This is a genomic window from Paenibacillus sp. J14, from assembly GCF_000518465.1.
GTDB classification, from domain to species: domain Bacteria; phylum Bacillota; class Bacilli; order Paenibacillales; family Paenibacillaceae; genus Fontibacillus; species Fontibacillus barengoltzii.
The window spans coordinates 21324-46361 of record NZ_JADQ01000014.1; the positions used below are offsets into that span (position 1 = coordinate 21324).

The following is a 25038-nucleotide window of genomic DNA, read 5'->3' on the forward strand; positions in this document are numbered from 1 at the left end:
ATTATGAAAAATTACATCTCATGAAACACTTTGAAGGAAAGAAGCCTTCGGAAAGCTTCCAGAGAGTCGGTGGTGCTGCAAACCGGCAGCGGAACGAATGGCTTTAGCGCTCCTGAGTCGCTGCGTCGAAATGAAAGTAGGCGTAGCCGGTGAACCCGTTATCGTTCTTGTCAGCAATGACAACTGAGGCTGCTTTCTGCGAAGGGGCAGCGAATTAGGGTGGTACCACGAATAACTCTCGTCCCTTACTACGGAAGTAGTGTGCGGATTGAGAGTTTTTGATTTATTTAGCGACGCCAACTGCCTCCCAGGCGTCCTTGGTACCTTAGTTCTTTGGTGCGGTAATCGGACACAGCGTCAATGAAGAAACTCAACTTAACCACATCAGCTTATGCTTCCGAAGATAGCCACACTTGCTGTCTTTCAAGGAGGCCTTGCTATATAAAACTTTTAGGAGGGTCAAATCAACATGTTTAAAGTTTTAGTATCGGATCCGATCAGCGACTTGGGGATTCAGCAGCTGATGGATGCAGCCGACGTTGAGGTCGATAAGAAGCCAGGTCTCAGCGAAGATGAATTGGTGCAGATTATTCCGCAATATGACGGTCTCCTGGTCCGCAGCCAAACGAAAGTCACCGAGAAAATCATGGAAGCCGGAACCCGCTTGAAAGTTATCGGCCGTGCTGGGGTTGGGGTCGACAACATCGATCTGGAAGCGGCGACGAAACGCGGAATTATTGTCATTAATGCTCCGGACGGCAATACGATTACGACTTGTGAACATGCCTTTGCCATGATGATGGCGCTGGCCCGTCATATTCCGCAAGCCTATGCGAAGACGATCAAAGGCGAATGGGATCGCAAATTCCTTGGCGTCGAGCTGCGCAACAAAACGCTGGGCGTGTTGGGCATGGGCCGGATCGGCAGCGAGGTTGCGAAGCGCGCCAAAGCATTTGGCATGGACATTCTCGGCTATGACCCTTTCCTTACTGAAGATCGGGCGGAGAAGCTGGGCGTGAAGCTAGCGACGGTAGACGAAATCATCCGGAATGCGGATTTCATTACTGTGCATACACCGCTCACACCAGAGACGAAGCATATGATTGCCCGTCCGCAATTTGAAGTGATGAAGAAAGGTATGCGCATCATCAACTGCGCCCGCGGCGGTATCATTGATGAATTGGCGCTGGTGGAAGCCATTGATCAAGGCATCGTAGCTGGGGCTGCCTTCGACGTATTTGAGAAAGAGCCGCCGGAAGCGGATCATCCGTTCCTTCATCATCCGAAGATCATCGTGACGCCGCACCTTGGCGCTTCTACCGTAGAAGCTCAAGAGAACGTGGCCATCGACGTGTCCGAGCAAGTGCTTCATATCCTGCGCAACGAACCGTTTAAAAATGCGGTGAATATGCCGCCGGTTGCAGCCAGCGTCATGAACAAGCTGCAGCCTTACTTCGGGCTCGGTGAGAAAATTGGGGTCTTCCTGTCCCAGCTGAACAATCAGGCTGTCAAAGAAATCCATGTGGATTATGCTGGTGACCTGGCGGAAGTGGATACGCAGCCGCTGACTCGCTACATTATCAAAGGCGTGCTGTCCCGTCATTTCGGCAACGACGTGAATATCGTTAACTCGATGCACCTCGCGAAGGTCCGTGACATTAACGTCGTGGTTTCGCAAGCCTCGGCTACAAAGGGCTTCACCAATCTGATTTCCGTGACCCTCAAGGCTCAGGACGGAACGGAGCGCCGGGTCGCTGGTACACTGCTGAACGGTTACGGTGCACGGATTGTCCAAATCGACAAGTTCCCGGTTGACGTCGCGCCAGAAGGCCACCTCATCTTCATCTCGCACAACGACAAACCAGGGATCATCGGGCATGTGGGTACCTTGCTTGGGAAGAACGAGGTGAACATCGCCTCCATGCAGGTTGGACGTAAACTGGTTGGCGGTGAAGCGATCATGGTACTGACTGTGGATAAAACCGTGACGAAGGAAGTTCTGGACGATTTGACGAAGCTTCCGGAAATCAATAAAGCCCAGCATATCATTTTCGCGTAACGCCTCGAAACACGAGATCACGAATATTCATTCCGCCGTCAAATCAATCATTGTTCCACGATGAACAAGATTTATCTGCGGCATTCAACAAAAAAACATCCTTCTTCGCGAAGGATGTTTTTTTGTGATTACGTAGATTGTCCCGATTCGACAGGAAGCAAGAAGTGAAATACGGTGCCCTTGCCAATTTCACTATCGGCCCAAATAGAACCTTGATGAGCTGCGATGATATTTTTGACGATCGAAAGACCTAATCCCGTCCCGCCATTCTCACCGCGAACCCGTGCTTTGTCGGCTTTGTAGAAGCGGTCGAAGATATACCGTAAATCTTCGCTCGGAATGCCTACACCGGTATCCGATACGGCGACGTGAAGCTGCTTGCCCATTTCGCCGGTTTCCATGGAAGCCTTGACCGTCACCTTCCCTCCTTCCGGCGTATGCCGGAAAGCATTGTCCAGCAAATTGGTCAGCACCTGTTCTAAACGGTCTTCATCGGCTTGCAGCTGCAGCTCCCCGTCTTCCAGCTCCAACACAAGCTCAACCCCGTTATCCTTGGCTCGGACCTGAAATTTGCGGTCCACCCTCTCTGCCAACTCACGAAAGTCGACCCTGCGCATAACCATATCCGTATGACCTGCCTCCATCCGAGCCAGGTCTAACAAATCACGAACGAGCCGTCCCATCCGCAGGGACTCGTCATAAATAACTTGGGCGAGCTCCGCGCTCTCTTCCGGCGAAGAAGCCATGCCGTCAAGCAGCGCTTCACTGTACCCTTGCATCATCGAGAGCGGGGTCCGAATTTCATGAGACACGTTCGCCACGAAATCGCGGCGCATCTTCTCCAAGTTCACTTCTTCGGTTACATCCCGAAGTACGGCAACGGCTCCGCGAACCTCACCGTCTGAGGACAGCGGCGCCATATGTACGGACCATACCCCTTTCATAACGTGGACGTTCATCTTCTGGTCGCTCTCTTGATCAAGCAAACGACGGAATAACGGAAAGAGCGGCTTCGGTACCATCTGTTTTTCGTTAGCAGAGGCAGGTATATCTTCCTCGCTCTCCTCTGTCAGATCTCCCCAAAGCTGTAATAACCGATCACCCGGCGGGTTGGTCAAAATGACAGCACCCTCGCGGTCCAATGTAATTACCGCATCATTCATGCTTCTAAGCACGCTGGAAAGATGTTCCTTCTCGTGCTTTAAGCTGCGGATCGTATTTTCCAGTTCTTCCGCCATATGGTTAAACGTGATGGCAAGCTCACCGATTTCATCACTCGTGCGCAGAGACAGACGCGTGTCGTATTTGCCTTTGCGCACCGAATCCGCAGCCCGAATCAGCTGCTGCATCGGCTGTGTAATCTTCGTGAACAGAAACAAAGCAAAAAACGTTGTGAGCGAAAACCCGATCATTGCGACGATCACAAATAACCGTTTGACCGCTCCGGAGTTTGTAAAGTTCGTATCGATGTAAGGCAGCAGGAACAGTCCCATTAACATCAGGACGCAAGCTACCAAGCAAATAATCGTAATCCACAGCTTACCAACGAGCGTTCTCCAGAAGTTCACTTACTTTGGAACCTCCAGCTTGTATCCGACGCCCCATACGGTCGTGATCATCGCAGCGGACTCCGGCGACACCTTGTTCAACTTCTCCCGAAGCCGTTTCACATGGGTATCCACCGTACGCAAATCACCGAAAAACTCGTAGTTCCATACATCCTTCAGTAACTCTTCCCGGGAAAACACCTTATCCGGCGAAACAGCCAGATAATGCAGCAGTTCATACTCCTTGGGAGTCAAGCTGACCTCCTGCCCGTTAGCAGTTACCCGATGGGCATCATGTTCAATCACGAGATGAGGGAACACAATATTGTTGCTAGTTCCGCTTTCCTTCGTCAAATAAGCCGTAGCGGAAGCACGGCGCATGATCGCTTTGACCCGATAGATGACCTCGCGTGGGCTGAACGGCTTCACGACGTAATCGTCCGCTCCAACTTCAAAGCCCTGTACACGGTTAATTTCCTCTCCCTTGGCCGTCAGCATCAGTACCGGTGTTGCTTTAACTTGTCTCAATCGATTACAGACCTCGACGCCGTCAATCCCCGGAAGCATGACGTCGAGCAAGATCAAACCATAGTCGTTGGAAGTCGCCAACTTCAGGGCAGTCTCTCCATCCTCGGCTTCATCGATTTCGTAGCCTTCTTTTTCCAAGTACATCTTTAGCAGCCGGCGAATCCGCTCCTCGTCATCGACTACCAGAATGCGGTTTGCTTGATCTGACATTTTAACAACAACCCCTTCATCATCTTACCCAATCAGTTGAGCAGTCCATATGGTATTATTGCCTGAGTTAATCAGTACCCGCGTAAGAGTGCAGCCCCGCTATGATCAGATTTACCCCAACCAGCGTAAACATCACCACAAGAAATCCAAGTACAGCCAGCCACGAAGACTTGCGTCCCTGGAAGCCGCGCGATAAGCGCAAGTGGAGGTAAGCACTGTAAAATAGCCAGGTAATCAGCGCCCATACTTCCTTCGGATCCCAACCCCAGAATCTGCCCCAAGCCTGCTGCGCCCAGATCATGGCAAATATGAGCGCCCCCAGCGTAAAGATGGGAAATCCGATCGCAATTGCCCGGTAACTGATCTCATCCAAATCATCTGGGTCGATGCCCCGTACTGCAGGAGATAACGCGGTGCCAAGCGGTTTACGCAAGATTAACCGGAGCAGCAAATAAAGCACGATACCTGTTAGTATTGCCCAAATTATTGTATTCAGTTTACGGCCGGCCGTTTCCCCTCTCATCCAGGAAGGTGCATCAAACAAAGGCTTCTTCATCCCCAGGAACGGCTGAATGTGCTCCGGCTCACTTTGATGCGGACCAACGATCGGTGGCAGATTATAAACTTCTTTATCTTCTATTGTACTATTCTGCTCCACTTGGGTGTCAATCGTTGTCTGATTTTGTACGAACACAGCTTCATATCCGGCTGCCCGGAAGGCAAAGACGGAAACAATGAAGCCCAATACTATAATAATAGAAAAAAGCGTAAATTCAACCCACCATTTTTGACGGCGGCCTGCCTTGTCCGTCGCCTTAAAATCAACGGCCCGCAGCAGGTACATCAACCCGGCCACAAAACCAACGGCGAAGAACGCCTCGCCGGTAGCCGCCAGCGTCACGTGGATATAAAGCCAAATGGAACGCAGCGATGGAATCAACGGCTGAACGTCCCGCGGGAATACCGCAGCGTACGCCATAATAATAATCGCCAGCGGGAGGGCGAACATTCCCAGTAATATTTTGCGATAAATGATAAAAACGATGGTGAAAGCCACCATAATCATCATAGACAAAAACGTCATAAATTCGTACATATTGCTGACGGGTACATGTCCGCTGTACGCCCAGCGGGTTCCGCAATAGACAAAATGCGAGAGCAACCCAAGCGAGGAAACGGCAAATGAAATGCGTCCCCATTTTTTCTCATGGCGCTTCGGGTCGCGATTGCGCCACGTCTTGCCGGTTACAGCCACCACATAAAAAATAAAAGCCGCACAATAAAGCAAAAAGGCCGTCATAAATGCGACTCTGCTGATTTCCAAAAAGTTCATGGATGTTTCCCCCTATTTTCCAATGACTTCTCATCCGCTTCAACCCCCATCGATTGGAGGAATGCGGAAACTTCGCGGCGCATGCCAAACCAATTCTTGGTCGTATGTCCGCCCAGCGTCAGCTGGCGGCCATCAACACGCAGCCAGATGCGGCGATGCTGCCAGTAAAATCCAATGACCAGTCCAAGCATCACGATCCCAAGGCCCACCCAAACGAACGGCATCGCCCGGTCGACCCGGATGTTCAAATAACTGGACGCTTCGATAAAGTCGACGTCTTCCATCCCAAGGACGTCCAGCCGCAGCTTCGATTGCACGCCTCCAAGCTGCTCGTTAATCGCATCTTGCTGGAACCGCTCCTTGTCAATCTGTTTAGGGAAATAAATGTACTGTGCGCCATCCTCCGGAAGATCCGGTCCTTTGATCAAAAATAAAAAGGCAGGCGCGTTCGGCTCGCCGGAAATGGATACCGGCTTTCCCTCGTCGTTCAGGGAAAAATCCATATACTTATTTTGCAGCGTTAACCGGTAAGGGCCTACTTTATACTCACGCTCTGGATTTCTCATGTCCAATTTGAACTTGCCGTAGGATTCTCCGGTCTTGACATCTACTAAAGCGGGCTGCACCGATCTAAGCTTCGGGGTGAGATCAAAATCAAATTGATACGCTTGTAGTCCTTTGTAACTGAGCGGATCGTTCACCCGAATAGCATGTCGCTTGACTTCGCGAAGCTGCGGCTCTTTGGAAGGATCGTCGCAATCCGCTGTACATTCATACAGCACGGCTTGGGTTTCAAACAGCTTAGGTACGACCTTCCCTCTCGCTTTAAAATCCTCGGACATTTCGTCCTCGCTGTAATATTCAACCGAAAACTTCTCGTTTTTCAAATAAAGGTTCGTATCGGGAATATGCGTAATTTCGCCTTCAGGGAACCAGTAATGTTTGTCCAGATGCAGCCCCGGCAATCCGCGGAACAGTACCGCCAAGAGAAAAACGATCAGCCCGATATGAATAATGTAAGGGCCCCAGCGGCTAAACCGCTGTTTCTCTGCCAGCAAGGCGCTGCCATCTGTATAAACCCGGTAATGCTTCTTCCGCAGCGGTTGAACGGCACGTTGCACCCATTCCTCGCCATCTTCATTGATTTCCCCTTGATACACGATTTTCTGACGGGTGAGGAAAGCCAGATGCTTGCGCACTTTCTGTTTTGAAAGCGCTTTGTAAAGCGGAAGCACCCGATCCAGACTGCAGATGACAAGCGAAGCACCGATCATCACCAGCAGCAGAATAAACCACCAGGACTCATACGTATGGGACAAACCCAGTCGGTAATAGATCTCGCCGATCGTTCCATACTTGTTCTTGTAATAGGTTGAAGGGTCAAAATTAATGAAGTTGCTCTCCTGCTCGAAGATCGTCCCTAACATCGCACCAATCAAGGTGATGATGATCAAATAAATCGCGACCTTGACGGAGGAGAAGAAGTTCCAGACCCGATCAATAAAATTGGGATTGGCCCGCTGCGAGCGCCGAGCAACCCCGTCATAACGCATCTCCAAAAGCCCGCCTTGCTGCTGATCCTCCTCAAGCAGCGGTTTGCCGCAGGCTTCGCACAATACGGTCCCCACCCGGTTCTGGTGGCCGCATTCACATTTTGTGTTTTCAATCACCGATTATGTCCTCCTCTCGACGTCAAAGCCCCACCAGCTGCCTGATTTGGTCATCCAACGTATCCAAATTCAGCTCGCCTTGATGAATGGAGGTAATTTTGCCGTTCTTGCCGATAAAGAACGTCGTTGGCATCGGCACGATGCCGTAATCGCGCGTTGTCGTATTGTTGGAATCATATAAAATGGGAAAATCCACACCTGTCTGCTTGACGAAATTTTGTACGGTCATCTCGTCTTCGCCCGTGTTGATGCCTAGAACGACGACGCCTTGATCGCGCCATTTTTCCCATTGGGCTTGTAATGCAGGCATTTCTTTGACGCAATAGGTGCACCAGGTAGCCCAAAAGTTTAAGACCACCGATTTGCCCTTATAGTCGTCTAACGTATGTACCTGTCCATCCAAACCGAGCAGTTTAAACGCCGGAGGATTCCCGCCTTGCTTAGGTTTATCGGCCTCACCGCCGGACACTGCAGTCCCGATCGCATATCCGCCCAGGATGACGATCAACAGCAAGATGACGATTTGGATCGGCCGTCTCGCCTTCCCCATAGTTAACTTCCTTTCTATGAAAATTGTCATGAAGTGTTGAACAATTCGTGAACACTCTATGAACATTATAACGAAAATTGCCGCAGTTTCAGCCCGGGGAAATATGAATATTATGTGACGCGCAAGAAATGAGGGGGATATCTTCGGATGGATAATCTCAAATTGAACTAAGGAGCTCATGGGTTGGGGCGACGTGTGAAATGTTCTTACGATCGCTGCTGCTCGCGGATTTCATTGATATCCTAAACTCATACTAAGGGTGAAATCCGCTCACAAAGGCGATCACTGCCGTTTCTCCAGAATCATTTCACACTATGCCATTCTCCACTCTTATGAAGGTCAACGGGTACTGACCGTTCCTTAAAATCTACAGTTGCTTCATCTTCAAATTCACCGCTTCTTTACCACGATTCACCACATTTCTAGCGCTTAGGAGAGTGGGAAGTAGTAGTGCGTGCGAGTTTGTAGAGGCTGTCGACTTCTTCTTTGGTTAAATGGCGGTACAGACCGCGTTTGAGGTTGCCCAGAACCAAATCACCAAAAGAAATTCGCTTGAGCCGTGTCACCGGGTGCGAAATTGCATCAAACATGCGGCGCACCTGACGGTTTCGGCCCTCATGAATCGTGATCGAGATGGTTGCGTACTTCTCCTCCGGGTCAATGTCATAGTACTCGACCTCGGCTGGTGCCGTCATCCCATCCTCCAGCATCACACCTTGCTTCAGCTTGTCCAGCGCTGTACCATGCGGTACCCCTTTGACCGTTGCCAGATACGTCTTCGGTACATGATGCTTTGGATGCGTCAGCAAATGCGCAAATTCTCCGTCATTGGTCAGCAGCAGTAGACCTTCCGTATCGTAGTCGAGCCGGCCTACTGGATAAACCCGCTCCTTGATTCCTTTTAAGTAATCGGTGACGATTTTCCGGCCTTGGGGATCGGAAGCGCTCGTGATGACGCCTTTCGGTTTATTGAACATCAGGTACAGCTTCTTCTCCGCGCCGATTGGCTTGCCCTCAACGGTAATCACGTCCGTGGACGGATCAGCTTTCGTGCCCAGCGTCGTAACGGTCTCACCATTGACTTGAACCTTGCCGCTTAGAATTAATTCCTCGCATTTACGGCGCGATGCCACACCGGCAGCGGCCAAAATTTTCTGTAATCTTTCCATATTTGCATTAGTCACCTCATACACATGATACCCACCTCATGGAAAAATCACAATAGCAGCCCCCATAAACCGCAAAAACCGCCCCATCAGCGAAGTGCTGCAGGCGGTTCAACGATCATAAAAGGTATGTAGTTATTTAACCGAATAAGAGCAAGCAAACGACGATCGCAGCGATAAAGCCAACGACATCCGAAAATAATCCAACCTTTAAGGCATAGCGGCCGTTCCGGATCCCCACGGCACCGAAATACACCGTCAAAACGTAGAGCGTTGTATCGGTACTTCCTTGAATAGTGGAAGCGATCCGGCCGATCATCGAATCTGGACCATAGGTTTTGATCAGGTCAGTTGTAAAGGCCAATGAGCCCGTCCCGGTCAAAGGCCGAAGAAACCCAAGCGGCAGCACTTCCGGCGGAACATGAAGCCAGGATAGAAAGGGCGTCATCCAACCAACAAAGAAATCGAGCGCTCCGGAAGCGCGGAACACGCTGATCGCCACCATCATGCCAACCAGATGCGGGATGATCCCTATGGCGGTTGAGAACCCATCCTTCGCTCCGTCGACAAACGACTCATAGACCGGTACTTTTTTGAAATAAGCATAAAGCGGAATAAAGGCAATCATCACCGGTACGGCCCAAGCCGAAATAAGATTCACCCAATCGAGCAAAATGCCTCACCCTTTCAGCGAAATATCGGGTGGCGCCGAGATCTGCGGTGGTGTACGATACGTGTTCCGTCTGCGATACCAGCGATCGGCGATGATAGCCGCCCCTGTGGCGATGGCTGTCGCAAGTAGCGTCGACCCCACGATTTCTGCCGGATTCGCAGAATGGAAGTTGATGCGGATCGCAATCAACGTGGTGGGAATCAACGTAATGCTGGCAGTGTTCAGGGCCAGCAAGGTACACATGGCCGGGGAGGCCGTTTGTTTGTCTGGGTTCAGCTCCTGCAACGCCTGCATGGCGCGGATTCCCATCGGCGTAGCTGCGTTCCCAAGGCCAAGTAAATTCGCGCTCATGTTCGATAAAATATACCCCATCGCCGGATGGTTCTTCGGCACGTCGGGGAACAAATAAGCAACAATCGGTCCAAGCAGCTTGGAGATCGTCTTCACCAGGCCAGAATCCTCCGCCAGTCGCATGATCCCAAGCCAAAACACCAACACGCTGATTAATCCAAAGCATACGGTTACGCCGGTCGCAGCCCCGTCAAACGCCGCTTGCGTCACCGTACCGATATCCCCCTTAATGGCTGCAAAGAGAAACCCAATCAAAATTAGTGCAAGCCAAATTTTGTTGACCATTCGTTCTTCCCCTCCTTTGCCCAGTCCTGCCTATCTCCCTTAACTCCACGTCAAATGTCAAACAGTAAGGTTTGCAGCACCTTCTTTAACGCCGCAGACCAATCAGAAGGCCATTGAATCACCTGATGTTCCGAGGCGGATCCATAGGCTCCGCCGACATGCGGCTCATTCCCGTTGCCCATGATGGCGGGATTGTAGCTGGCCTTATCGTACACCGGCACCGTGCCGATTTCTTCTCCATTTAATCGAACGCTGATTCGTCCGCGATAACCAAACGAGCCTGTACGCGCCTCCACTAACTTCAGCCTTCTCTCAACTTTGCCGACTTCCTCCGGGGCCAGCGCATATTTGAAATCCGCCCCGGTCACCAGACCGTTTTCAATCGCTTGCCCTTTGCCTATCAACGTTGTCAGAGGAAAGTTCGCAAAACCGTAATCCAGCAGCTTGCGGTGATCATTCCAATCATCCCCGTCGTTTAATGTGACGACGGCGATTTGCTGTCCATTGCGGGTCGCGGAGCTCACCAAACAACGTCTTGCCGTCTTCGTATAGCCGGTTTTCACACCGTCTGCCCCGTCGTAGAAACGCAGCATCTTGTTCTTGTTTAACCACTTATAATCCCACGGATCATTGGGGTTTGGCGCGGTTTTGCTGGGTGTTCGAACGATCTCCTTAAAGTGCGGATTTTTCAATGCATAGCTTGTCAGCTTGGCCAAATCGTTGGCTGAAGAATAATGCCCTTCGGCATCTAAACCATGCGGATTTTGAAAATGGGTATGCGTTAATCCGAGAAGCTTGGCCTTTTCATTCATCAAATAAACGAAGCCTTCCTCCGAGCCGCCCACATGCTCTGCAATCGCGGTCGCTGCATCATTGCCTGAACGGAGCATCAGCCCGTATAGCATATTTTCCAGACTCATCTCTTCCCCTAAATGGAGATAGAGGGATGAGCCCTCCTTCCCGTATGCGTTCTTTCCAACCGTAACCATATCCGACAGTTTGCCGTGCTCGATCGCGACGATGGCGGTCATGATCTTGGTCAAGCTGGCGATGGGCAACTCGTCATCTCCGTGCAAGCTGTACAGCAGGCGACCCGAGGTCACGTCAATGACCGCAGCGGCCTGAGCATGGATCGAGGGCGCATCGGGAGCAGCTTGTACAGCCTGTGGATTCAACCAGGCGAACAGCAGAACCGCGGCCAATAAGCAGCAAAAGGAGTGTAATCTGCGGTCATGTGAATCTTTCTTCATAAGTTGATTCCTCCGGTAACAGGTACTATAGCAGGTACTTGTTTACTTATATGCAATTTTGCAAGAGAGTATGTCCCACCTAAAATCAAGAAAAAGACCCCTCCCGGCAGCCCGGAAAGGATCAACGGTCAAAAGGCAGTTATGCAAAAGGATTTATGCCGGTTCGGACGGCCGATTCCTGCATCTGGGCAGCTTGCGCTGTTGCCATCGCTGCATTCGCAGTTGCATTCTGGTTCGGGAACATGGACTGGATTCGGTCGATGATACCAGGTACGGTATCGATGATTTTTTCGACAAGATGTGTTTGGTTATCCAGCGGCACAATGTGTACGCCCGGCTTTCCTACGACGAGGAACGCGATCGGATTAATCGAAACCCCGCCGCCGCTACCGCCGCCAAACGGGCGGACATTGCTGTTCTCAGAAGAGCCTGTGGTCGATTTATTGTGTTCGTCATCAACAATAAAATCGCTCCCCCCGGCAGCAAAACCGAAGCCCACGCGGCTGATTGGCAAAATCACGCTGCCGTCCGGCGTTTCGACCGGTTCACCCACGATCGTGTTGACATCAACCATTTCCTTGATGTTTTCCATAGCGGTTTGCATTAGCCCTTTAATAGGATGGTCAGCCATTTCTTAACTCCTCCCTTCACTTTTAGCACGCGAACTATAAGTACCAGTCCAGCATAGATAGCATAACCGCAGCGAATTTGCGCTATGCAGCGCAATTCCGTGGAAAATAACGGCTTACTGCCGAATACAGGAACGACAAACAATTTAGGTCTCTGCTTCAAAGAAATATAACGGGTAAGCCAGCCAACAATCGTCGCTTTAACTCCCCATAGTGCCCCCGTTAACGTCGCGGTATGGGCCGCATCCTCTAACGCGATGTTCGTTGACCATTCCAGCTTGCGGAAGGAGACGCGGCGAAGTGTGGATTGAAGCCAGACCCGCAGCCCGCTGGTCGCTTGAAGCAAACGTTCGAACTGATCCATCCATAGCTCGACCTTGTCTTTGTTCACCTCGTGGTCGACGCTGGTGGATTCCTTTTGCAGCACGTTCTCTGGCTGATTTTTCTCGATCTGCACACCGTCACGCCAATTTTTGATCCGGATTGTAGGTACCTGGTAACGTAAGCGAACAAAGCCATAGAGCATCGTAACTTCCAGCAACACCGTGTCATCCCGATTTTTCTTGCGCAGGGTCAAATTGAACGTAATGGTAGACAGCAAAATCAAGGCAGCTATTAGCAGCAGCAGGATCAGGATGCCTCCGAGCCAAATCCACACGGGAAAGCCCTCCATACCTATCAGATAAAATACTCCATCGTAGTATGGCTATTCCAAAAGGAAATCATTCGATACGTTTCACGTTTTAAGCAAAGTGCTCGACAACGAACTGTTTGGCCGGTTATCGGCAATTGCGATGACTTAATTGAGCGAAAAAATTACCCGAGCACACTTGGCCGGGTGATGGGGGTTATGTAAGCGGCAATGCGGTGGGAGGCTTTTTAGAGAGATTGGTGATGAGCAGGTGGGGTCGTGGATTGCGATATGGTTTGGAAAATGGACGGACACTGCAACACTGGTGATTACATCGCGAAGTCAGGCGAGGCTGGCGCCTCGCTCAACCGCCTACCAGGGAAATGTCCTCATAAATTCCCTGGTTCCATATCATCGGGATTTTCCCCCGGTGACTCCTCCTCCTTTGCAACAAAATCCTGATTTACATCATCAAACGTCAGCTGTTGTTCCTCTAAGCGTTGGAACAGGAGTTGCGTTTCCTCCTCCAGCTCCTCGGCACTTTCGAAATCGGCCAAATCCGGCAAATCCTTTAAGCTGGCCAGTCCAAAATAGTCCAGAAACGCCTTGGTTGTCCCATAAAGAATCGGACGCCCGATCGCTTCAGCGCGGCCAACCTCCTCGATCAAATCCTTGTTCACCAGGGAATGAATCGCCCGCTCGGATTTGACCCCGCGGATTTCCTCAATTTCCACCCGGGTAATCGGTTGTCGATAGGCGATAATCGATAACGTTTCAAGCGCAGCCTGGGATAAGGTCGAACGCGAAGGCGAATAAGCCAGCCGTTCGAAATAAGGGGCATGCTCCGGAAGCGTCGCCAACTGGTAGTTGCCGGCGATTTGCACGATTTGCAGTCCTCTGCCGGCTCGCTCGAAGGACGATTTCATATCCAGCAAGGCATCGGACACCACCTCTTGCCGCTGCTCCGTCACTTCAGCCAGCTGTTTGAGGCTTAAGCCTTCCTCACCTGCCAAGAAGAGCAACCCCTCAATAATCGATTTCAATTCCTGAAAATTCATCGATACTTCCTTCCCCTCTCCACTCCATAACAATATCGTCGAAAAGCCGGTTCTGATAGCAGACGATTTGCTTCATCTTCATCAGTTCCAACACGGCCAAAAACGTGACGACGATTTCGTGCCGACTCATCTCCGTATGCAGCAGCTTGGAAAAGAGCAACCTGCCGCCTTTCCCCACATGCTCGAACGCGGACACGACTTCCTTCAGCCGGTCCTTAACGGAAATTTCGTCGCGGTGAATCCGCGCCACCGTGTTGCGCTTGGCTGCCCGACGCATCGCCTTCTGGAAGACGGCAATCAAATCAGCAGCATGCAGCCCTTTCACAGGGTTCTCCTGCACCTCCGGCATAAACGGCGTCAGATCCTCCGGTTCTTTCGAGAAAATCAAGCTGCGTTCCCATTCGCGTTCATGCAAATGCGCAGCGATCCCTTTATATTTACGGTATTCGATCAGCTTGCGGATGAGCTCGTCCCGAGGATCCTCTTCCTCCTCAAACAAGTAATCGAAATCATCGTCCATTTCGATGACGGGTGGTTTCGGCAGCAGCTGCTTACTCTTGATCGACAGCAGCGTCGCAGCCATGACCAGAAACTCGCTGGTGACCTCCAGCTCAAGCTCCTGCATGTCTTGCAAATATTCGAGGTACTGATCGGTAATCTCACTGATGGAGATTTGATGGATATCAATCTCGGCTTTATCGATCAGGTGCAATAGCAAATCCAGCGGCCCCTCGAAGGTTTCCAGCTTATACGTTACTGTCGTCAATGAACATCCTCCACCCGTAAGCAAACATGTATGTACATAAGTTTACCTTAAAAATCGGTTGTTGCAAAAGAAAAATGTAGTACCCCTTCGGCTCAGGGGTACTACATTAAGATAAGCATTATTGCAGCTGTTTCGTCAAGTTCGCCATTTCGATAGCTGCCAGTGCGGCATCCCAGCCTTTATTTCCGGCTTTCGTTCCGGCACGTTCGATCGCCTGCTCGATATTTTCGGTCGTTACGACGCCAAAGATCGTAGGCACGCCGGTTTTAAGGCCAACGGCAGCAACGCCTTTGGAAACCTCGTTGCAGACATAATCATAATGAGTGGTGGAACCGCGGATGACCGTACCCAGCGTAATGACTGCATCGTATTTGCCGCTCTCCGCCAGCTTCTGTGCCGCAAACGGGATTTCAAATGCCCCCGGTACCCAGGCGACATAAATTTCTTCCTCTTTGGCTCCATGCCGTTTCAATGCATCCAAGGCGCCGGAAAGCAGCTTGCTTGTAATAAATTCATTAAAGCGGCTGACCACGATCGCATATTTTAACCCGTCCGATACTAAATGCCCTTCGAATACGTTTGCCATGATTCATCAAACCTTTCTATTAGTAGAGTTAGATCATTGCTAAGAGGGAGTTTGCTTCGCCTTTAAACGCGAGTGGAGGATTCATCCTGCTCCACATCGTCAAATTTGAGCAAATGCCCTAATTTCGCTTGTTTGGTATGCAAGTACTTGGTGTTATCCTCGTTCTCTTTCATTTGGATAGGTACCCGTTCGACAACCTCCAGGCCATAGCCCTCCAAGCCTTTGATTTTACGTGGATTGTTGGTCATCAAGCGAATTTTGCGGACACCCAGATCCTTGAGAATCTGCGCCCCAATTCCGTAATCGCGCAGGTCTGCCGGAAATCCAAGCTTCAGGTTGGCGTCCACCGTATCAAAGCCTTGTTCCTGCAGTTTGTAGGCTTTCAGCTTGTTAATCAAGCCGATGCCGCGCCCCTCCTGTCGCATATATAGCAGCACGCCTCTGCCAGCTTCCTCAATCTGGCGCAAAGCGGCTTCAAACTGCGGACCGCAATCGCAGCGGTGAGAGTGGAACACGTCCCCGGTCAAGCACTCAGAGTGCACCCGCACCAACACCGGCTCATCGCCGTTGATTTCTCCTTTGACAAGCGCAACGTGTTCTTTATTATCCACATCATTTGTATAAGCGACAGCGCGGAACTCGCCGTAATCCGTTGGCATGCGAACTTCCACTTCGCGATTCACCAATTTCTCTTTCTCATTGCGGTAATGGATCAGGTCTTTGACGCTGATCAGCTTGAGATCATAAGTTTTGGCGATCTCCACCAAATCCGGCAGCCGGGCCATCGTCCCGTCTTCCTTAATAACCTCGCAAATGACGCCAGCAGGATAGGCCCCGCACATCCGGGCCAGATCAACCGCGGCTTCCGTATGTCCAGCGCGGCGCAGCACGCCGCCTTTCTTGGCGATTAGCGGGAACATATGTCCTGGACGGCGGAAGTCCGACGGCTTGGCATTGGGATCCATGATCGCCTTTACCGTTAACGACCGCTCATATGCCGAGATCCCCGTCGTTGTATCTTTATGGTCAATGGAGACGGTGAACGCCGTCCCGTGATTATCCGTATTTTGCGCCACCATCGGCTGCAAATCCAACTCTTCTGCCCGTTCCGCTGTAATCGGCAGGCAGACCAGTCCGCGGCCTTGCGTGATCATGAAGTTAATCACTTCGGGCGTCGCCTTTTCCGCAAGTGCCACGAAATCTCCTTCATTCTCCCGGTCTTCGTCGTCGACGACAATAACGACCTTCCCGCGCATTAGTTCGTAAATTGCTTCCTCGACCCGGTCTAATACAATGTCACTCATCACATTCCCCTCCTTAAAATAAATGTTGATCGTCCGATGTAACGGAACTTAGAGACGTTATTTCGTAGGTTCACACGAATCCGTTCGCAGCCAGAAACGGGAGATTAATTCCCGACTCGCCGCCGCTCGCTTCATCCGTATCTTGGCCGCCTCTGCCGTACTTGAGGAGATGATCCACGTATTTTCCCAGCACATCGCATTCGAGATTCACTGTATCTCCTGCCCGCTTAAAGGCGAGCACCGTCTCGGCTAACGTATGCGGGATGATAGATACCGTAAACGTCCCGCCTTCCGCTTCGACCACCGTTAAGCTGATGCCATCCACGGCGATGGAGCCTTTAGGAATAATGTATTTGAATAAGGAAGGCTTGCTTGGTCGAATTTCAAACACAACCGCATTCTGATCCTGACTCGTACCAACAATCGTGCCGACGCCGTCGACATGACCCTGTACGATATGTCCACCGAAGCGTCCATTCGCCGCCATGGCCCGCTCCAAATTCACACGGCTGCCGGGTTTCAAGTCCTTCAGATTGGTGTTGCGGAACGTCTGCGGCATCACGTCAACCGAGAAGGAGGAAGCATCAAACGACGTGGCGGTCAAGCAGACGCCGTTCACTGAGATGCTGTCACCCAGCTTAATGCCTTCGGTAACTACCTTTGCCGCAATGTTCAGAATCATCGCTTCCCCTTTGCGGCTGATCGATTTCATAGTGCCGATTTCTTCCACAAGTCCTGTAAACATTAGTGATCTCCCTCCTTCACCTGCACCCAGACCGGTACTCCTCTGATGCACACATTATCCCCGATTTGTTCGACTTCCATGTCGCGCAAGGTCACCGCATCCCGCATGAGATCATATCCGGCGAAGTTAAAACTTGCAGGGGCATCCACGCCTCCAATCAGCTTAGGGGCTAGGAAAAGTACGATCTCATCCACCAGTTGTTGTTCCAGCAGCGAACCGTTAAGTCGTCCGCCACCTTCAACGAGGATAGAAGATATCCCGCGTTGACCGATTTGAACAAGCGCATTCCGCAGATCAACCTGCGGGCCGCTGCCGCAGCGGAGAACTTCCGCCCCAAGGCGAGTGAGGCGTTCAACCTTGTCCGGATCGGCCTGTTCCGTCGTCACAATCCAAGTGGGAGATTGCCCGTCCCGCAGGACTTGGGCCGTCTCAGGAATGCGGAGCGTTGAATCCGCAATGATGCGAATGGGCGACAGCCCCGGAACGGATAATCGGGTAGTCAACTGCGGATCATCCGCCAGGATCGTCGAAACGCCCACCATTATGGCTTGGTGTTGATGGCGCATCGAGTGGACGATTTCTCTCGCTTTCTCATTGGAAATCCACTTGCTGTCCCCTGTCCGGCTTGCAAGCTTCCCATCCAGCGTGCTGGCGGATTTGATCGTCACATAAGGCATGCCTCTCGTGATGAACTTAATAAAGCGGCGATTCAGCTTCAAAGCTCGTTCACGCAACACACCCACTTCAACTTCAATTCCGGCAGCACGCAGCATTTCAATGCCTTTGCCGGCAACCAGCGGATTCGGATCTTCACAGGCAACTACGACGCGCCGCACCTTCTCCTGAATCAATCGCTTGGCACAAGGCGGGGTCAGTCCGTGATGGCTGCAAGGCTCTAAGGTGACATATACGGTGCTCCCTTCTGCTTGGGAATCGGCCATGTTCAAGGCATGTACCTCGGCATGCGGAGTCCCCCGCTTCAAGTGCGTGCCCAGCCCAACCAAGGCCCCATCCTTCACGACAACGGCACCAACGACTGGATTGGTCCCGGTTTGTCCTTGTGCGCGCTCCGCCATATCTAACGCCAGCGCCATGTAATATTCGTCGTCAATCACCTTCATCCGCGGTCCTCCTTACGCCAATCCGTGAAGCGAAGAATACAAAAACAACCCTGCCGCAATCCGGCAGGGCTGAACATGAGAGTAGTTTTACGCCTATCAAAAAGAGCACTTTCGTCTACCCACTGTCGCCAAAACACGACCCTAAAATCGTACAAAACGACAAATAGACCAAAACGAAAGCTTGGCAACGTCAAGACTCTTCACCACCCAAGGTATGTGAAAAATATAACTTGATCGTTTGAAGCTCTTTAGGTACGAACACCTTCGCAAATAAAATAACGTATGTGCTCTCGCGTTTCCTTCTCCCATCCAGACTATACTGTCGGTCCCGGAATCTCACCGGCTCAGCCGCATGCTTACGTAAGCACTGCGGGTCACGGACTTGTGCTTCATCGAACGGACCGTCCAATGAGCCATCACCGTCGGTAGGGAATTTCACCCTGCCCCGAAGGATTGCTAATTATTAGATTTTGCATGACTGCAAGACGAATGTTAGCACTAATTTTGTAAAAAATCAAGCACACCTGTCACAGCACCAATCCCCTTCTTCCTCGCGGTTCTTGCAGAGTGCATAAAAACTGGCCCAAAGAGCCAACCTTAAGAACGATATCGATAACCAATTCTATTTCTCAGGAGGAATGAACGTGGCAAAACCGGATAATCGCTCCGACAATGTGGAAAAGATTCAACGCAACATCCAAAACACGATTAAGAACTTCCGTGAAGGACAAGATTATCTCAGCGAGCATGCTGATGAAATCTCCCCTCAGGAGAAGCAGCAAATCGAGGAGAAGAACGAGAAACGACTGCGCGCCATCGAGGGCTTCCGTGAAGAAGTGAAAGACGAAGCCGCCCACCAAAGAAATTCCTAAACCAACGAAAAAGGGGCCCCGCTCATGCCAACTTGGCATAGCGAGGGCCCTTTTAAGTTTGCGAATTAAATTAAGCTTCGTCCCAGACGGTAACTTCTTTCATTTTATCCCCGGGACGAATTTGATCCACGTACTCCATCCCCGATGTCACTTTACCGAAAACGGTATGCACGCCGTCCAAATGCGGCTGCGGTTCATAGACGATAAAGAACTGGCTGCCGCCGGTGTCTTTGCCGGCATGGGCCATCGATAATACCCCGCGCTCATGCTTCGTCACATTGGTATCCGTTTCGCATTTGATCGTATACCCTGGGCCGCCTGTGCCGTTGCCGATCGGGCAGCCGCCTTGTGCAACAAACCCTGGGATCACGCGATGGAACGTAAGTCCGTTATAAAATCCGGAGTTGGCCAGCTTCTCAAAGTTTGCGACCGTTCCAGGAGCTTCTTCAGGCAGGAACTGAATTTCGACTTCTCCGCCTTTTTCCAAAACGATTTTACCTTTTTTCATATCGTATACACACCCTTCTTCATCAACGTCTAGGACAAACCTCTTACAGTTTACTAGAAAATCCGCATACAAGCAAAACAAAGCCTGATAGGAAACGACAATTCGCTCCCTCTCAGGCCTTGCTGTTACATAAGTTCCTGCTTATTTCAGCGATGGCTGCTTCGCAATCCGTTCTGGAATCACGTCACAAGCGAGCAGATCCTGCAACGACTCGCGCTTCACGACGAGATCACTGCGTCCGTCTTGCACGAATACGACGGCCGGACGACGAATCCGGTTGTAGTTGCTGGCCATCGCGTAGTTGTACGCACCGGTGCAAGATACGGCGAGCAGATCGCCGCTGTTCACCTTCGGCAGCTCTACGTCCCAAATCAGCATATCGCCGCTTTCGCAGCATTTACCGGCGATCGACACGGTCTCCTCATTGGCATCGTTGGCGCGGTTGGCTAACATTGCCTCATATTTCGAACCGTACAGCGCCGGACGTGGGTTGTCCGTCATCCCACCATCAACGGCCACATATTTACGCACGCCAGGGATATCCTTGCTTGTACCTACCGTATACAGCGTTGTGCCGGCATCACCAACGATGCTCCGACCCGGTTCAACCCAAATTTCCGGAAGCTGCGGATAATTCGCGAACTCCCGTTTCACTGCATCCGTAATCGCTCCTACGTAATCAGACACCTTCAACGGCGTGTCGCCTTCCGTATAACGAATGCCAAAGCCGCCACCTAGGTTAACCACCTTGAAGGTCACACCAAGCTGATCCTTCACCTGCATTGCAAAAGCCGCAACACGCTCAACGGCCAACTGGAACCCTTCCACCTCAAAAATTTGCGAGCCGATATGCGAATGCACGCCAAGCAATTGCAAATTCAAGCTGCGGTTAGCCAAATCAACGGCTTCCAATGCCGAACCGTTGCCGATATCAAACCCGAACTTCGAGTCCGTCTGACCCGTTGAAATATATTCATGCGTATGGGCTTCCACCCCTGGTGTTACGCGCAGCAGGACATTCACCGTAACGCCTTTCTCAGCGGCAAGCGCCTGCAGCATATGCAACTCCGTAAAATTGTCCGCTACGAAACAGCCAATCCCGGCGGAAATTGCCATCTCCAATTCATCTGGCGTCTTGTTGTTGCCATGAAAATGGATTCGCTGCGCAGGAAATCCCGCTTGAAGGGCCGTATACAATTCACCCTCGGAGACAACATCCAGGGACAAGCCCTCCTCCTCGGCCAGCCGGCACATCGCCATGACGCAGAATGCTTTGCTGGCATAAGCGACCTGGAAAGACAGGCCCGATGCACGGAAAGCATCCATATATTCACGGCATCTTTGCCGCACAAGAGCTTCATCTACGACATACAGCGGCGTTCCATAGGTTTGCTTCAACTCGACCGTATCACAGCCGCCGATTTCGAGATGGCCTTTTGCATTAATTTTGCTGGTACCGTGTAAATACATCTATGCAGTCCTCCACTTTCACAATTTTACACCAGTATAGCAAACAACCGGGAAACTGAAAAATGGATTTTTCGGATTATCATTTGTGTTATTTGTTAAACAAGCCCAGGCCTCACTTTTTGCCCGGCATTCGCGTGTTGTCCCGCGGTTTGTTGGAGGACGGTCTTTGCTTGGAGGTCAAGACTGGAACGCGGAATATTACCCCAGCCATCGCCTTTGCATTAAAAGGTATAAACGGCCACAAGTAGGACGAATTATTCGAGCGGCGCAGGGTCAGCCATACGATAAACGCCGTAACCCCTACTACAAACCCAGGTGCGCCGAATATCGCCACGGCCACAAGCAATGCGAGCCGCACGATCCGATTGGCCAGCCCCAGCTCATAGCTTGGCGTTGCAAACATCCCGATAGCCGCTACCGCCATGTAAAGAACAACCTCGTTGACGAATAACCCCGTCTGTACGGCGATATCGCCGATCAAGATCGCAGCGATCAAGCCCATCGCGGAGGCCAGCGGCGTTGGCGTGTGCACAGCCGCCATCCGCATCAAATCAACACCAAACTCGACTAATAGGAATTGGGCAATAAGAGGGATTTTACCTTGTTCCTGAGGTCCGATAAAGGCAAGCCCCGCCGGTTTGAACTCGGGATGAACAACGATCAGCAGCCAAATGGGCAGCAGAAAGAGCGAGGCGAATATCCCAAAGAAGCGAACCCAACGTAAGTAAGTCCCCATGAATGGGGTTTGCCGGTTCTCTTCCGCATGCTGGCAAAGATCAAAAAAGGTCGTCGGCAAAATCATCACGCTGGGCGATGTATCCACGAACACGACAACCCGGCCTTCAAGCAAATGCGAAGCAACGACATCCGGCCGTTCCGAGTAGCGTACCAGCGGATACGGATTCCAGCCTCGGTGAATGATCGCTTCCTCCAACTGCTTGTCCGCCAGAGGTATCCCGTCGATGTTCACGGCTTTAATTTTCTCACGGATCGAATCAACTTGAGTCTTATCGACGATATCATCGATGTAGGCGATGCAGACGTCGGTGCGGGTCCGGCGGCCGACGCTGACCATTTCCAACTTCAGTCCCGGGTCACGTAGCCGACGGCGAACCAAGGTAATGTTGGTCACCAAGGTCTCCGTGAATCCGTCCCGCGAGCCGCGGACGACGCGCTCCAGCGAAGGTTCCTCCGGACTACGAGTTGGGTACTGCCGGGTATCCATAATCAGCGCGGTTTGCTCGCCTTCAATAAACAGCACGCTCATGCCGGCTAACGTTTTATTGATGGCATCGCTGAGCTTCTCTGTTTTTTCTACCTGAACATGAGGTATATAGAGTTCGAAGAAGGAGCGGAGCGCTCCGGTTGTTAAATTCTCCGGCGTCAAATACGTCAACCGCTTAATGATCTCCTGCATGGCTTCGGTGCTTGCAAATCCATTAATGAAGACCAAGCAGGTGCGTTTGCCGCCATAAGTCATTTCACGGAATACAACGTCAAAGCTCTCCCCCGCCCCGATGACTTCCTTCAGCGTATGCTTGGTTGTCGTCAGACTGCGGCTGATCGCATCGCTTTGCTGCCAATAGATCACCGACTCCTCAACGTTGTCGGACCGCTCCGATTCGCGTTTTCGTCGAATCGCTTCCTCTTCCGGATAATTCTCCTGCAGAAAATTTTCTTCTTCCTCAGGTACGAAATCCGGGATCGCCTGCGGCTGATCCATTCCGTCCTGCATCATATCCTGCGTATCTTGCTCCATCCAGATCTACCTCCGTTTCTTCAAATCACGGTCTGTAAATAAACCACTCAAACAGGGAGCCTGCCATTTTGCCAAACACCATCGCGAGCAAGAAGCCAAACAGGTATCGCTGCATATGCAGTCTCTTGGCAAGTATGGGAAGCACGTTCAGCACCTCGGTCAAAGCCGCCGCCAACATCCCGACAAAAACGCCGTTAAACAAACCAACGATGCCGGTAATCAGCCATGGCCCAGCCACCTTCCAGTCCCAGAAGTCCGCTACCGTACCAATCACCGCTCCGGCGATCATCGCCCCTTCGTACCAATGCACCTTGTCATAGGAATTTGTCACCTGGGCTAGGCGCGGAATCATGTCCAGCACGATAAATAAAGCGATCACGCCGCTGCCAATGGCCACACCGCCGGCCAGGCCTAGGAAGATCGCCAACCCCGCAGCTAGTGGTGACATCAGTTTCGCTTCGCCGACGAGTCGGCACGGTGCATTTTCTTTAACTCTTCGGCAACGACGTATTGGTTCAGGTTCTCCTGGTAGAGGAACATTTCGACTTCAAGCGGGGTGGGTTCCTCGTTCCATTTTTTCTTAAATAAATGATTAAAGAAGACGATCATCCCAAAACCGATGCCTACGGAATAGGCCCCTTGAAACAGGTAAGGATGCTCGTCCTTCTCCCCCGTGATCATCTCCACGATTCGGACCTGAACCTCGGGCATGCTGACGTCGGCGTGAAAGTTCATGATGGTCAAGGCCGCTCCGAAGAAGAGCAGCAGCCAAACTAAGGCAAACAGCAGCAAAGACGGTTTCTTCTCGGCTTTGATCATTTCCACGAGTACATGGGGCTCGCCAAGCAACTCAATCCGCAGCCCGGGAAACTTCGATTGAATCGCCGAAATGACCCGCAGCGTATCAATCACGATCAGATTCCCATCCCGTTGCTCCGGCCGGTCCAACTCCAGCTCCAGCAGCTTGCCCTCCAGCTCCGGCTCTGCCAGCACACGGGCTACGTCCCGCAGCCGAATCGGCGCCCCAGCGGGAAGCCCGACTTGCTTGCGCAGACGCAAATAGACGATGGACGCAGACTCTTTCTCCATGCTGACCACCCTTCCACTAGCGTATTGCCCATAGTATGCCAAGGGAGGAGAGGCTTTACTCTTACTCTTTGCACGCAAAAAAAGCATGGGACATATGCTCACGCATCCGTTCCCATGCTTAATTCGATGGTTCTGGGATTACAGCGATGCTGCCGTATCCAGAGCCACTTCCATCATTTGCCTAAACGTCGTTTGCCGTTCCTCCGCCGTCGTCTCCTCTCCCGTCAGCAGATGGTCGCTGACGGTTAGAATCGTCAACGCCTTCACGCCGTATTTGGCAGCCAAGGTGTAGAGGGCCGTGGTTTCCATTTCAACGCCTAACACGCCGTATTTCATCAGCAGCTGAGTTACGCTTGTATCGTCGCGATAGAACATATCCGAGCTGAAAATGTTACCGACATGCAGCTTCAACCCTTTCTCCACACCGCGCTCATATGCTGCCTTCAGCAGCTCGAAGTTCGCAATCGGCGCAAAGTCGTAACCGCTAAAGACATGGCGGTTCATGCTGGAATCGGTACAAGAAGCTTGAGCCAAAATCACGTCACGCACATGTACATGCGGCTGCATGCCGCCGCATGTTCCCACGCGGATCAGATTTTTGACACCGTATTCCTTCAACAGCTCATTCACATAGATTGAGATCGATGGGATGCCCATGCCGGTCCCTTGAACGGAAATTCGTTTTCCTTGATACGTTCCGGTAAAGCCAAGCATGCCGCGCACTTCGTTATAACAGATGACGTCGCTCAAATACGTCTCGGCGATAAATTTAGCCCGGAGCGGATCTCCAGGCAGCAGAATCGTTTCGGCAATTTCTCCCGGTTTTGCTGCGATATGTACACTCATGTTCTGGTATCTCCCTTGCTTCCAATTTTGGT

25 protein-coding genes, 1 riboswitch and 1 other annotated feature are annotated in these 25038 nt (G+C 51.5%); of the genes, 2 read left to right on the plus strand and 23 right to left on the minus strand.

Features of this window, described 5'->3' with window-relative positions:
- Positions 1–21: 21 nt before the first annotated feature.
- Positions 22–249, plus strand: a binding site (T-box leader).
- A gap of 220 nt (positions 250–469) precedes the next feature.
- On the plus strand, positions 470–2059 hold the full coding sequence (gene serA / locus M891_RS0107160) for a phosphoglycerate dehydrogenase (RefSeq protein WP_028538337.1): 1590 nt from the start codon (positions 470–472) through the stop codon (positions 2057–2059).
- A gap of 128 nt (positions 2060–2187) precedes the next feature.
- Here the strand turns inward: serA and M891_RS0107165 are convergent, their stop codons facing one another.
- From M891_RS0107165 to ribD, 17 genes are all read right to left on the minus strand, one after another.
- On the minus strand, positions 2188–3627 hold the full coding sequence (locus tag M891_RS0107165; protein WP_028538338.1) for an ATP-binding protein: 1440 nt from the start codon (positions 3625–3627) through the stop codon (positions 2188–2190).
- Entirely contained in the window at positions 3628–4344 is a 717-nt protein-coding gene (locus tag M891_RS0107170) for a response regulator transcription factor (protein WP_009225848.1), read from the minus strand. It lies immediately after the preceding gene.
- A gap of 67 nt (positions 4345–4411) precedes the next feature.
- The gene (gene ccsA / locus M891_RS0107175) at positions 4412–5677 is read right to left on the minus strand and encodes a cytochrome c biogenesis protein CcsA (protein WP_016311763.1); all 1266 of its coding nucleotides are present in this window, start codon (positions 5675–5677) and stop codon (positions 4412–4414) included.
- Positions 5674–7347, minus strand: a complete 1674-nt coding sequence (resB, locus tag M891_RS0107180) for a cytochrome c biogenesis protein ResB (RefSeq protein WP_028538339.1) — start codon at positions 7345–7347, stop codon at positions 5674–5676. Before resB ends, ccsA begins: the two co-directional genes overlap by 4 nt.
- A gap of 22 nt (positions 7348–7369) precedes the next feature.
- Entirely contained in the window at positions 7370–7897 is a 528-nt protein-coding gene (locus M891_RS0107185) for a peroxiredoxin family protein (RefSeq protein ID WP_016311761.1), read from the minus strand.
- A 422-nt stretch (positions 7898–8319) separates the two neighbouring features.
- On the minus strand, positions 8320–9066 hold the full coding sequence (locus M891_RS0107190; RefSeq protein ID WP_028538340.1) for a pseudouridine synthase: 747 nt from the start codon (positions 9064–9066) through the stop codon (positions 8320–8322).
- Between the two features lie 136 nt (positions 9067–9202).
- On the minus strand, positions 9203–9736 hold the full coding sequence (locus tag M891_RS0107195; RefSeq protein ID WP_009225843.1) for a spore maturation protein: 534 nt from the start codon (positions 9734–9736) through the stop codon (positions 9203–9205).
- Positions 9737–9742: 6 nt separating this feature from the next.
- A complete protein-coding gene (locus M891_RS0107200) occupies positions 9743–10372 on the minus strand; it encodes a nucleoside recognition domain-containing protein (RefSeq protein WP_028538341.1) in 630 nt (209 codons plus the stop codon).
- Positions 10373–10422: 50 nt separating this feature from the next.
- Positions 10423–11622 (minus strand): D-alanyl-D-alanine carboxypeptidase family protein, encoded by a 1200-nt coding sequence (locus tag M891_RS0107205; RefSeq protein WP_028538342.1) that lies wholly within the window; start codon positions 11620–11622, stop codon positions 10423–10425.
- A gap of 139 nt (positions 11623–11761) precedes the next feature.
- A complete protein-coding gene (ytfJ, locus tag M891_RS0107210; protein ID WP_016311757.1) occupies positions 11762–12253 on the minus strand; it encodes a GerW family sporulation protein in 492 nt (163 codons plus the stop codon).
- Positions 12226–12909, minus strand: a complete 684-nt coding sequence (locus M891_RS0107215) for a DUF2953 domain-containing protein (protein ID WP_016311756.1) — start codon at positions 12907–12909, stop codon at positions 12226–12228. Before M891_RS0107215 ends, ytfJ begins: the two co-directional genes overlap by 28 nt.
- 362 nt (positions 12910–13271) lie before the next feature.
- Positions 13272–13940 (minus strand): SMC-Scp complex subunit ScpB, encoded by a 669-nt coding sequence (gene scpB, locus M891_RS0107220; protein ID WP_009225838.1) that lies wholly within the window; start codon positions 13938–13940, stop codon positions 13272–13274.
- Positions 13909–14706 (minus strand): segregation and condensation protein A, encoded by a 798-nt coding sequence (locus tag M891_RS0107225; RefSeq protein WP_016311754.1) that lies wholly within the window; start codon positions 14704–14706, stop codon positions 13909–13911. Before M891_RS0107225 ends, scpB begins: the two co-directional genes overlap by 32 nt.
- 118 nt (positions 14707–14824) lie before the next feature.
- Positions 14825–15292 carry a 6,7-dimethyl-8-ribityllumazine synthase gene (ribH, locus tag M891_RS0107230; RefSeq protein ID WP_009225836.1) on the minus strand — a complete coding sequence of 156 codons (468 nt, stop codon included), beginning with the start codon at positions 15290–15292 and terminating at the stop codon, positions 14825–14827.
- A gap of 62 nt (positions 15293–15354) precedes the next feature.
- On the minus strand, positions 15355–16596 hold the full coding sequence (locus tag M891_RS0107235; RefSeq protein ID WP_028538344.1) for a bifunctional 3,4-dihydroxy-2-butanone-4-phosphate synthase/GTP cyclohydrolase II: 1242 nt from the start codon (positions 16594–16596) through the stop codon (positions 15355–15357).
- Between the two features lie 70 nt (positions 16597–16666).
- The gene (gene ribE / locus M891_RS0107240; protein ID WP_028538345.1) at positions 16667–17341 is read right to left on the minus strand and encodes a riboflavin synthase; all 675 of its coding nucleotides are present in this window, start codon (positions 17339–17341) and stop codon (positions 16667–16669) included.
- Positions 17341–18462, minus strand: a complete 1122-nt coding sequence (gene ribD / locus M891_RS0107245) for a bifunctional diaminohydroxyphosphoribosylaminopyrimidine deaminase/5-amino-6-(5-phosphoribosylamino)uracil reductase RibD (RefSeq protein ID WP_028538346.1) — start codon at positions 18460–18462, stop codon at positions 17341–17343. The genes ribE and ribD overlap by 1 nt, the downstream gene beginning before the upstream one ends.
- A gap of 293 nt (positions 18463–18755) precedes the next feature.
- Positions 18756–18919: riboswitch (FMN riboswitch) on the minus strand.
- Between the two features lie 187 nt (positions 18920–19106).
- Here ribD and tlp point away from each other — a divergent pair.
- The gene (gene tlp, locus M891_RS0107250) at positions 19107–19334 is read left to right on the plus strand and encodes a small acid-soluble spore protein Tlp (RefSeq protein WP_016311750.1); all 228 of its coding nucleotides are present in this window, start codon (positions 19107–19109) and stop codon (positions 19332–19334) included.
- Positions 19335–19404: 70 nt separating this feature from the next.
- Here tlp and M891_RS0107255 read toward each other — a convergent pair whose 3' ends face one another.
- From M891_RS0107255 to deoD, 6 genes are all read right to left on the minus strand, one after another.
- Positions 19405–19842: a peptidylprolyl isomerase gene (locus tag M891_RS0107255; protein ID WP_016311749.1), complete on the minus strand. Its 438-nt coding sequence runs from the start codon at positions 19840–19842 to the stop codon at positions 19405–19407.
- A gap of 141 nt (positions 19843–19983) precedes the next feature.
- Positions 19984–21312: a diaminopimelate decarboxylase gene (lysA, locus tag M891_RS0107260; protein ID WP_028538347.1), complete on the minus strand. Its 1329-nt coding sequence runs from the start codon at positions 21310–21312 to the stop codon at positions 19984–19986.
- Between the two features lie 112 nt (positions 21313–21424).
- Positions 21425–23050: a spore germination protein gene (locus M891_RS0107265; RefSeq protein ID WP_371859485.1), complete on the minus strand. Its 1626-nt coding sequence runs from the start codon at positions 23048–23050 to the stop codon at positions 21425–21427.
- 46 nt (positions 23051–23096) lie between these two features.
- Positions 23097–23519, minus strand: coding sequence for a stage V sporulation protein AB (locus M891_RS0107270; protein ID WP_016311746.1), 423 nt, complete (start codon positions 23517–23519; stop codon positions 23097–23099).
- Positions 23519–24160 carry a stage V sporulation protein AA gene (locus M891_RS0107275; protein ID WP_028538349.1) on the minus strand — a complete coding sequence of 214 codons (642 nt, stop codon included), beginning with the start codon at positions 24158–24160 and terminating at the stop codon, positions 23519–23521. Before M891_RS0107275 ends, M891_RS0107270 begins: the two co-directional genes overlap by 1 nt.
- Before the next feature lie 138 nt (positions 24161–24298).
- Entirely contained in the window at positions 24299–25006 is a 708-nt protein-coding gene (gene deoD, locus M891_RS0107280) for a purine-nucleoside phosphorylase (RefSeq protein ID WP_028538350.1), read from the minus strand.
- Between the last annotated feature and the right edge of the window lie 32 nt (positions 25007–25038).

Excerpts from the sequence above, each read along its gene's own strand:
- serA (WP_028538337.1), top strand. The coding sequence starts at position 470 with ATGTTTAAAGTTTTAGTATCGGATCCGATCAGCGACTTGGGGATTCAG.
- M891_RS0107170 (WP_009225848.1), bottom strand. The coding sequence starts at position 4,344 with ATGTCAGATCAAGCAAACCGCATTCTGGTAGTCGATGACGAGGAGCGG.
- ccsA (WP_016311763.1), bottom strand. The coding sequence starts at position 5,677 with ATGAACTTTTTGGAAATCAGCAGAGTCGCATTTATGACGGCCTTTTTG.
- M891_RS0107185 (WP_016311761.1), bottom strand. The coding sequence starts at position 7,897 with ATGGGGAAGGCGAGACGGCCGATCCAAATCGTCATCTTGCTGTTGATC.
- M891_RS0107190 (WP_028538340.1), bottom strand. The coding sequence starts at position 9,066 with ATGGAAAGATTACAGAAAATTTTGGCCGCTGCCGGTGTGGCATCGCGC.
- M891_RS0107200 (WP_028538341.1), bottom strand. The coding sequence starts at position 10,372 with ATGGTCAACAAAATTTGGCTTGCACTAATTTTGATTGGGTTTCTCTTT.
- M891_RS0107205 (WP_028538342.1), bottom strand. The coding sequence starts at position 11,622 with ATGAAGAAAGATTCACATGACCGCAGATTACACTCCTTTTGCTGCTTA.
- ytfJ (WP_016311757.1), bottom strand. The coding sequence starts at position 12,253 with ATGGCTGACCATCCTATTAAAGGGCTAATGCAAACCGCTATGGAAAAC.
- scpB (WP_009225838.1), bottom strand. The coding sequence starts at position 13,940 with ATGAATTTTCAGGAATTGAAATCGATTATTGAGGGGTTGCTCTTCTTG.
- ribH (WP_009225836.1), bottom strand. The coding sequence starts at position 15,292 with ATGGCAAACGTATTCGAAGGGCATTTAGTATCGGACGGGTTAAAATAT.
- M891_RS0107235 (WP_028538344.1), bottom strand. The coding sequence starts at position 16,596 with ATGAGTGACATTGTATTAGACCGGGTCGAGGAAGCAATTTACGAACTA.
- ribE (WP_028538345.1), bottom strand. The coding sequence starts at position 17,341 with ATGTTTACAGGACTTGTGGAAGAAATCGGCACTATGAAATCGATCAGC.
- ribD (WP_028538346.1), bottom strand. The coding sequence starts at position 18,462 with ATGAAGGTGATTGACGACGAATATTACATGGCGCTGGCGTTAGATATG.
- M891_RS0107255 (WP_016311749.1), bottom strand. The coding sequence starts at position 19,842 with ATGAAAAAAGGTAAAATCGTTTTGGAAAAAGGCGGAGAAGTCGAAATT.
- lysA (WP_028538347.1), bottom strand. The coding sequence starts at position 21,312 with ATGTATTTACACGGTACCAGCAAAATTAATGCAAAAGGCCATCTCGAA.
- M891_RS0107265 (WP_371859485.1), bottom strand. The coding sequence starts at position 23,050 with ATGATGCAGGACGGAATGGATCAGCCGCAGGCGATCCCGGATTTCGTA.
- M891_RS0107270 (WP_016311746.1), bottom strand. The coding sequence starts at position 23,519 with ATGTCACCACTAGCTGCGGGGTTGGCGATCTTCCTAGGCCTGGCCGGC.
- M891_RS0107275 (WP_028538349.1), bottom strand. The coding sequence starts at position 24,160 with ATGGAGAAAGAGTCTGCGTCCATCGTCTATTTGCGTCTGCGCAAGCAA.
- deoD (WP_028538350.1), bottom strand. The coding sequence starts at position 25,006 with ATGAGTGTACATATCGCAGCAAAACCGGGAGAAATTGCCGAAACGATT.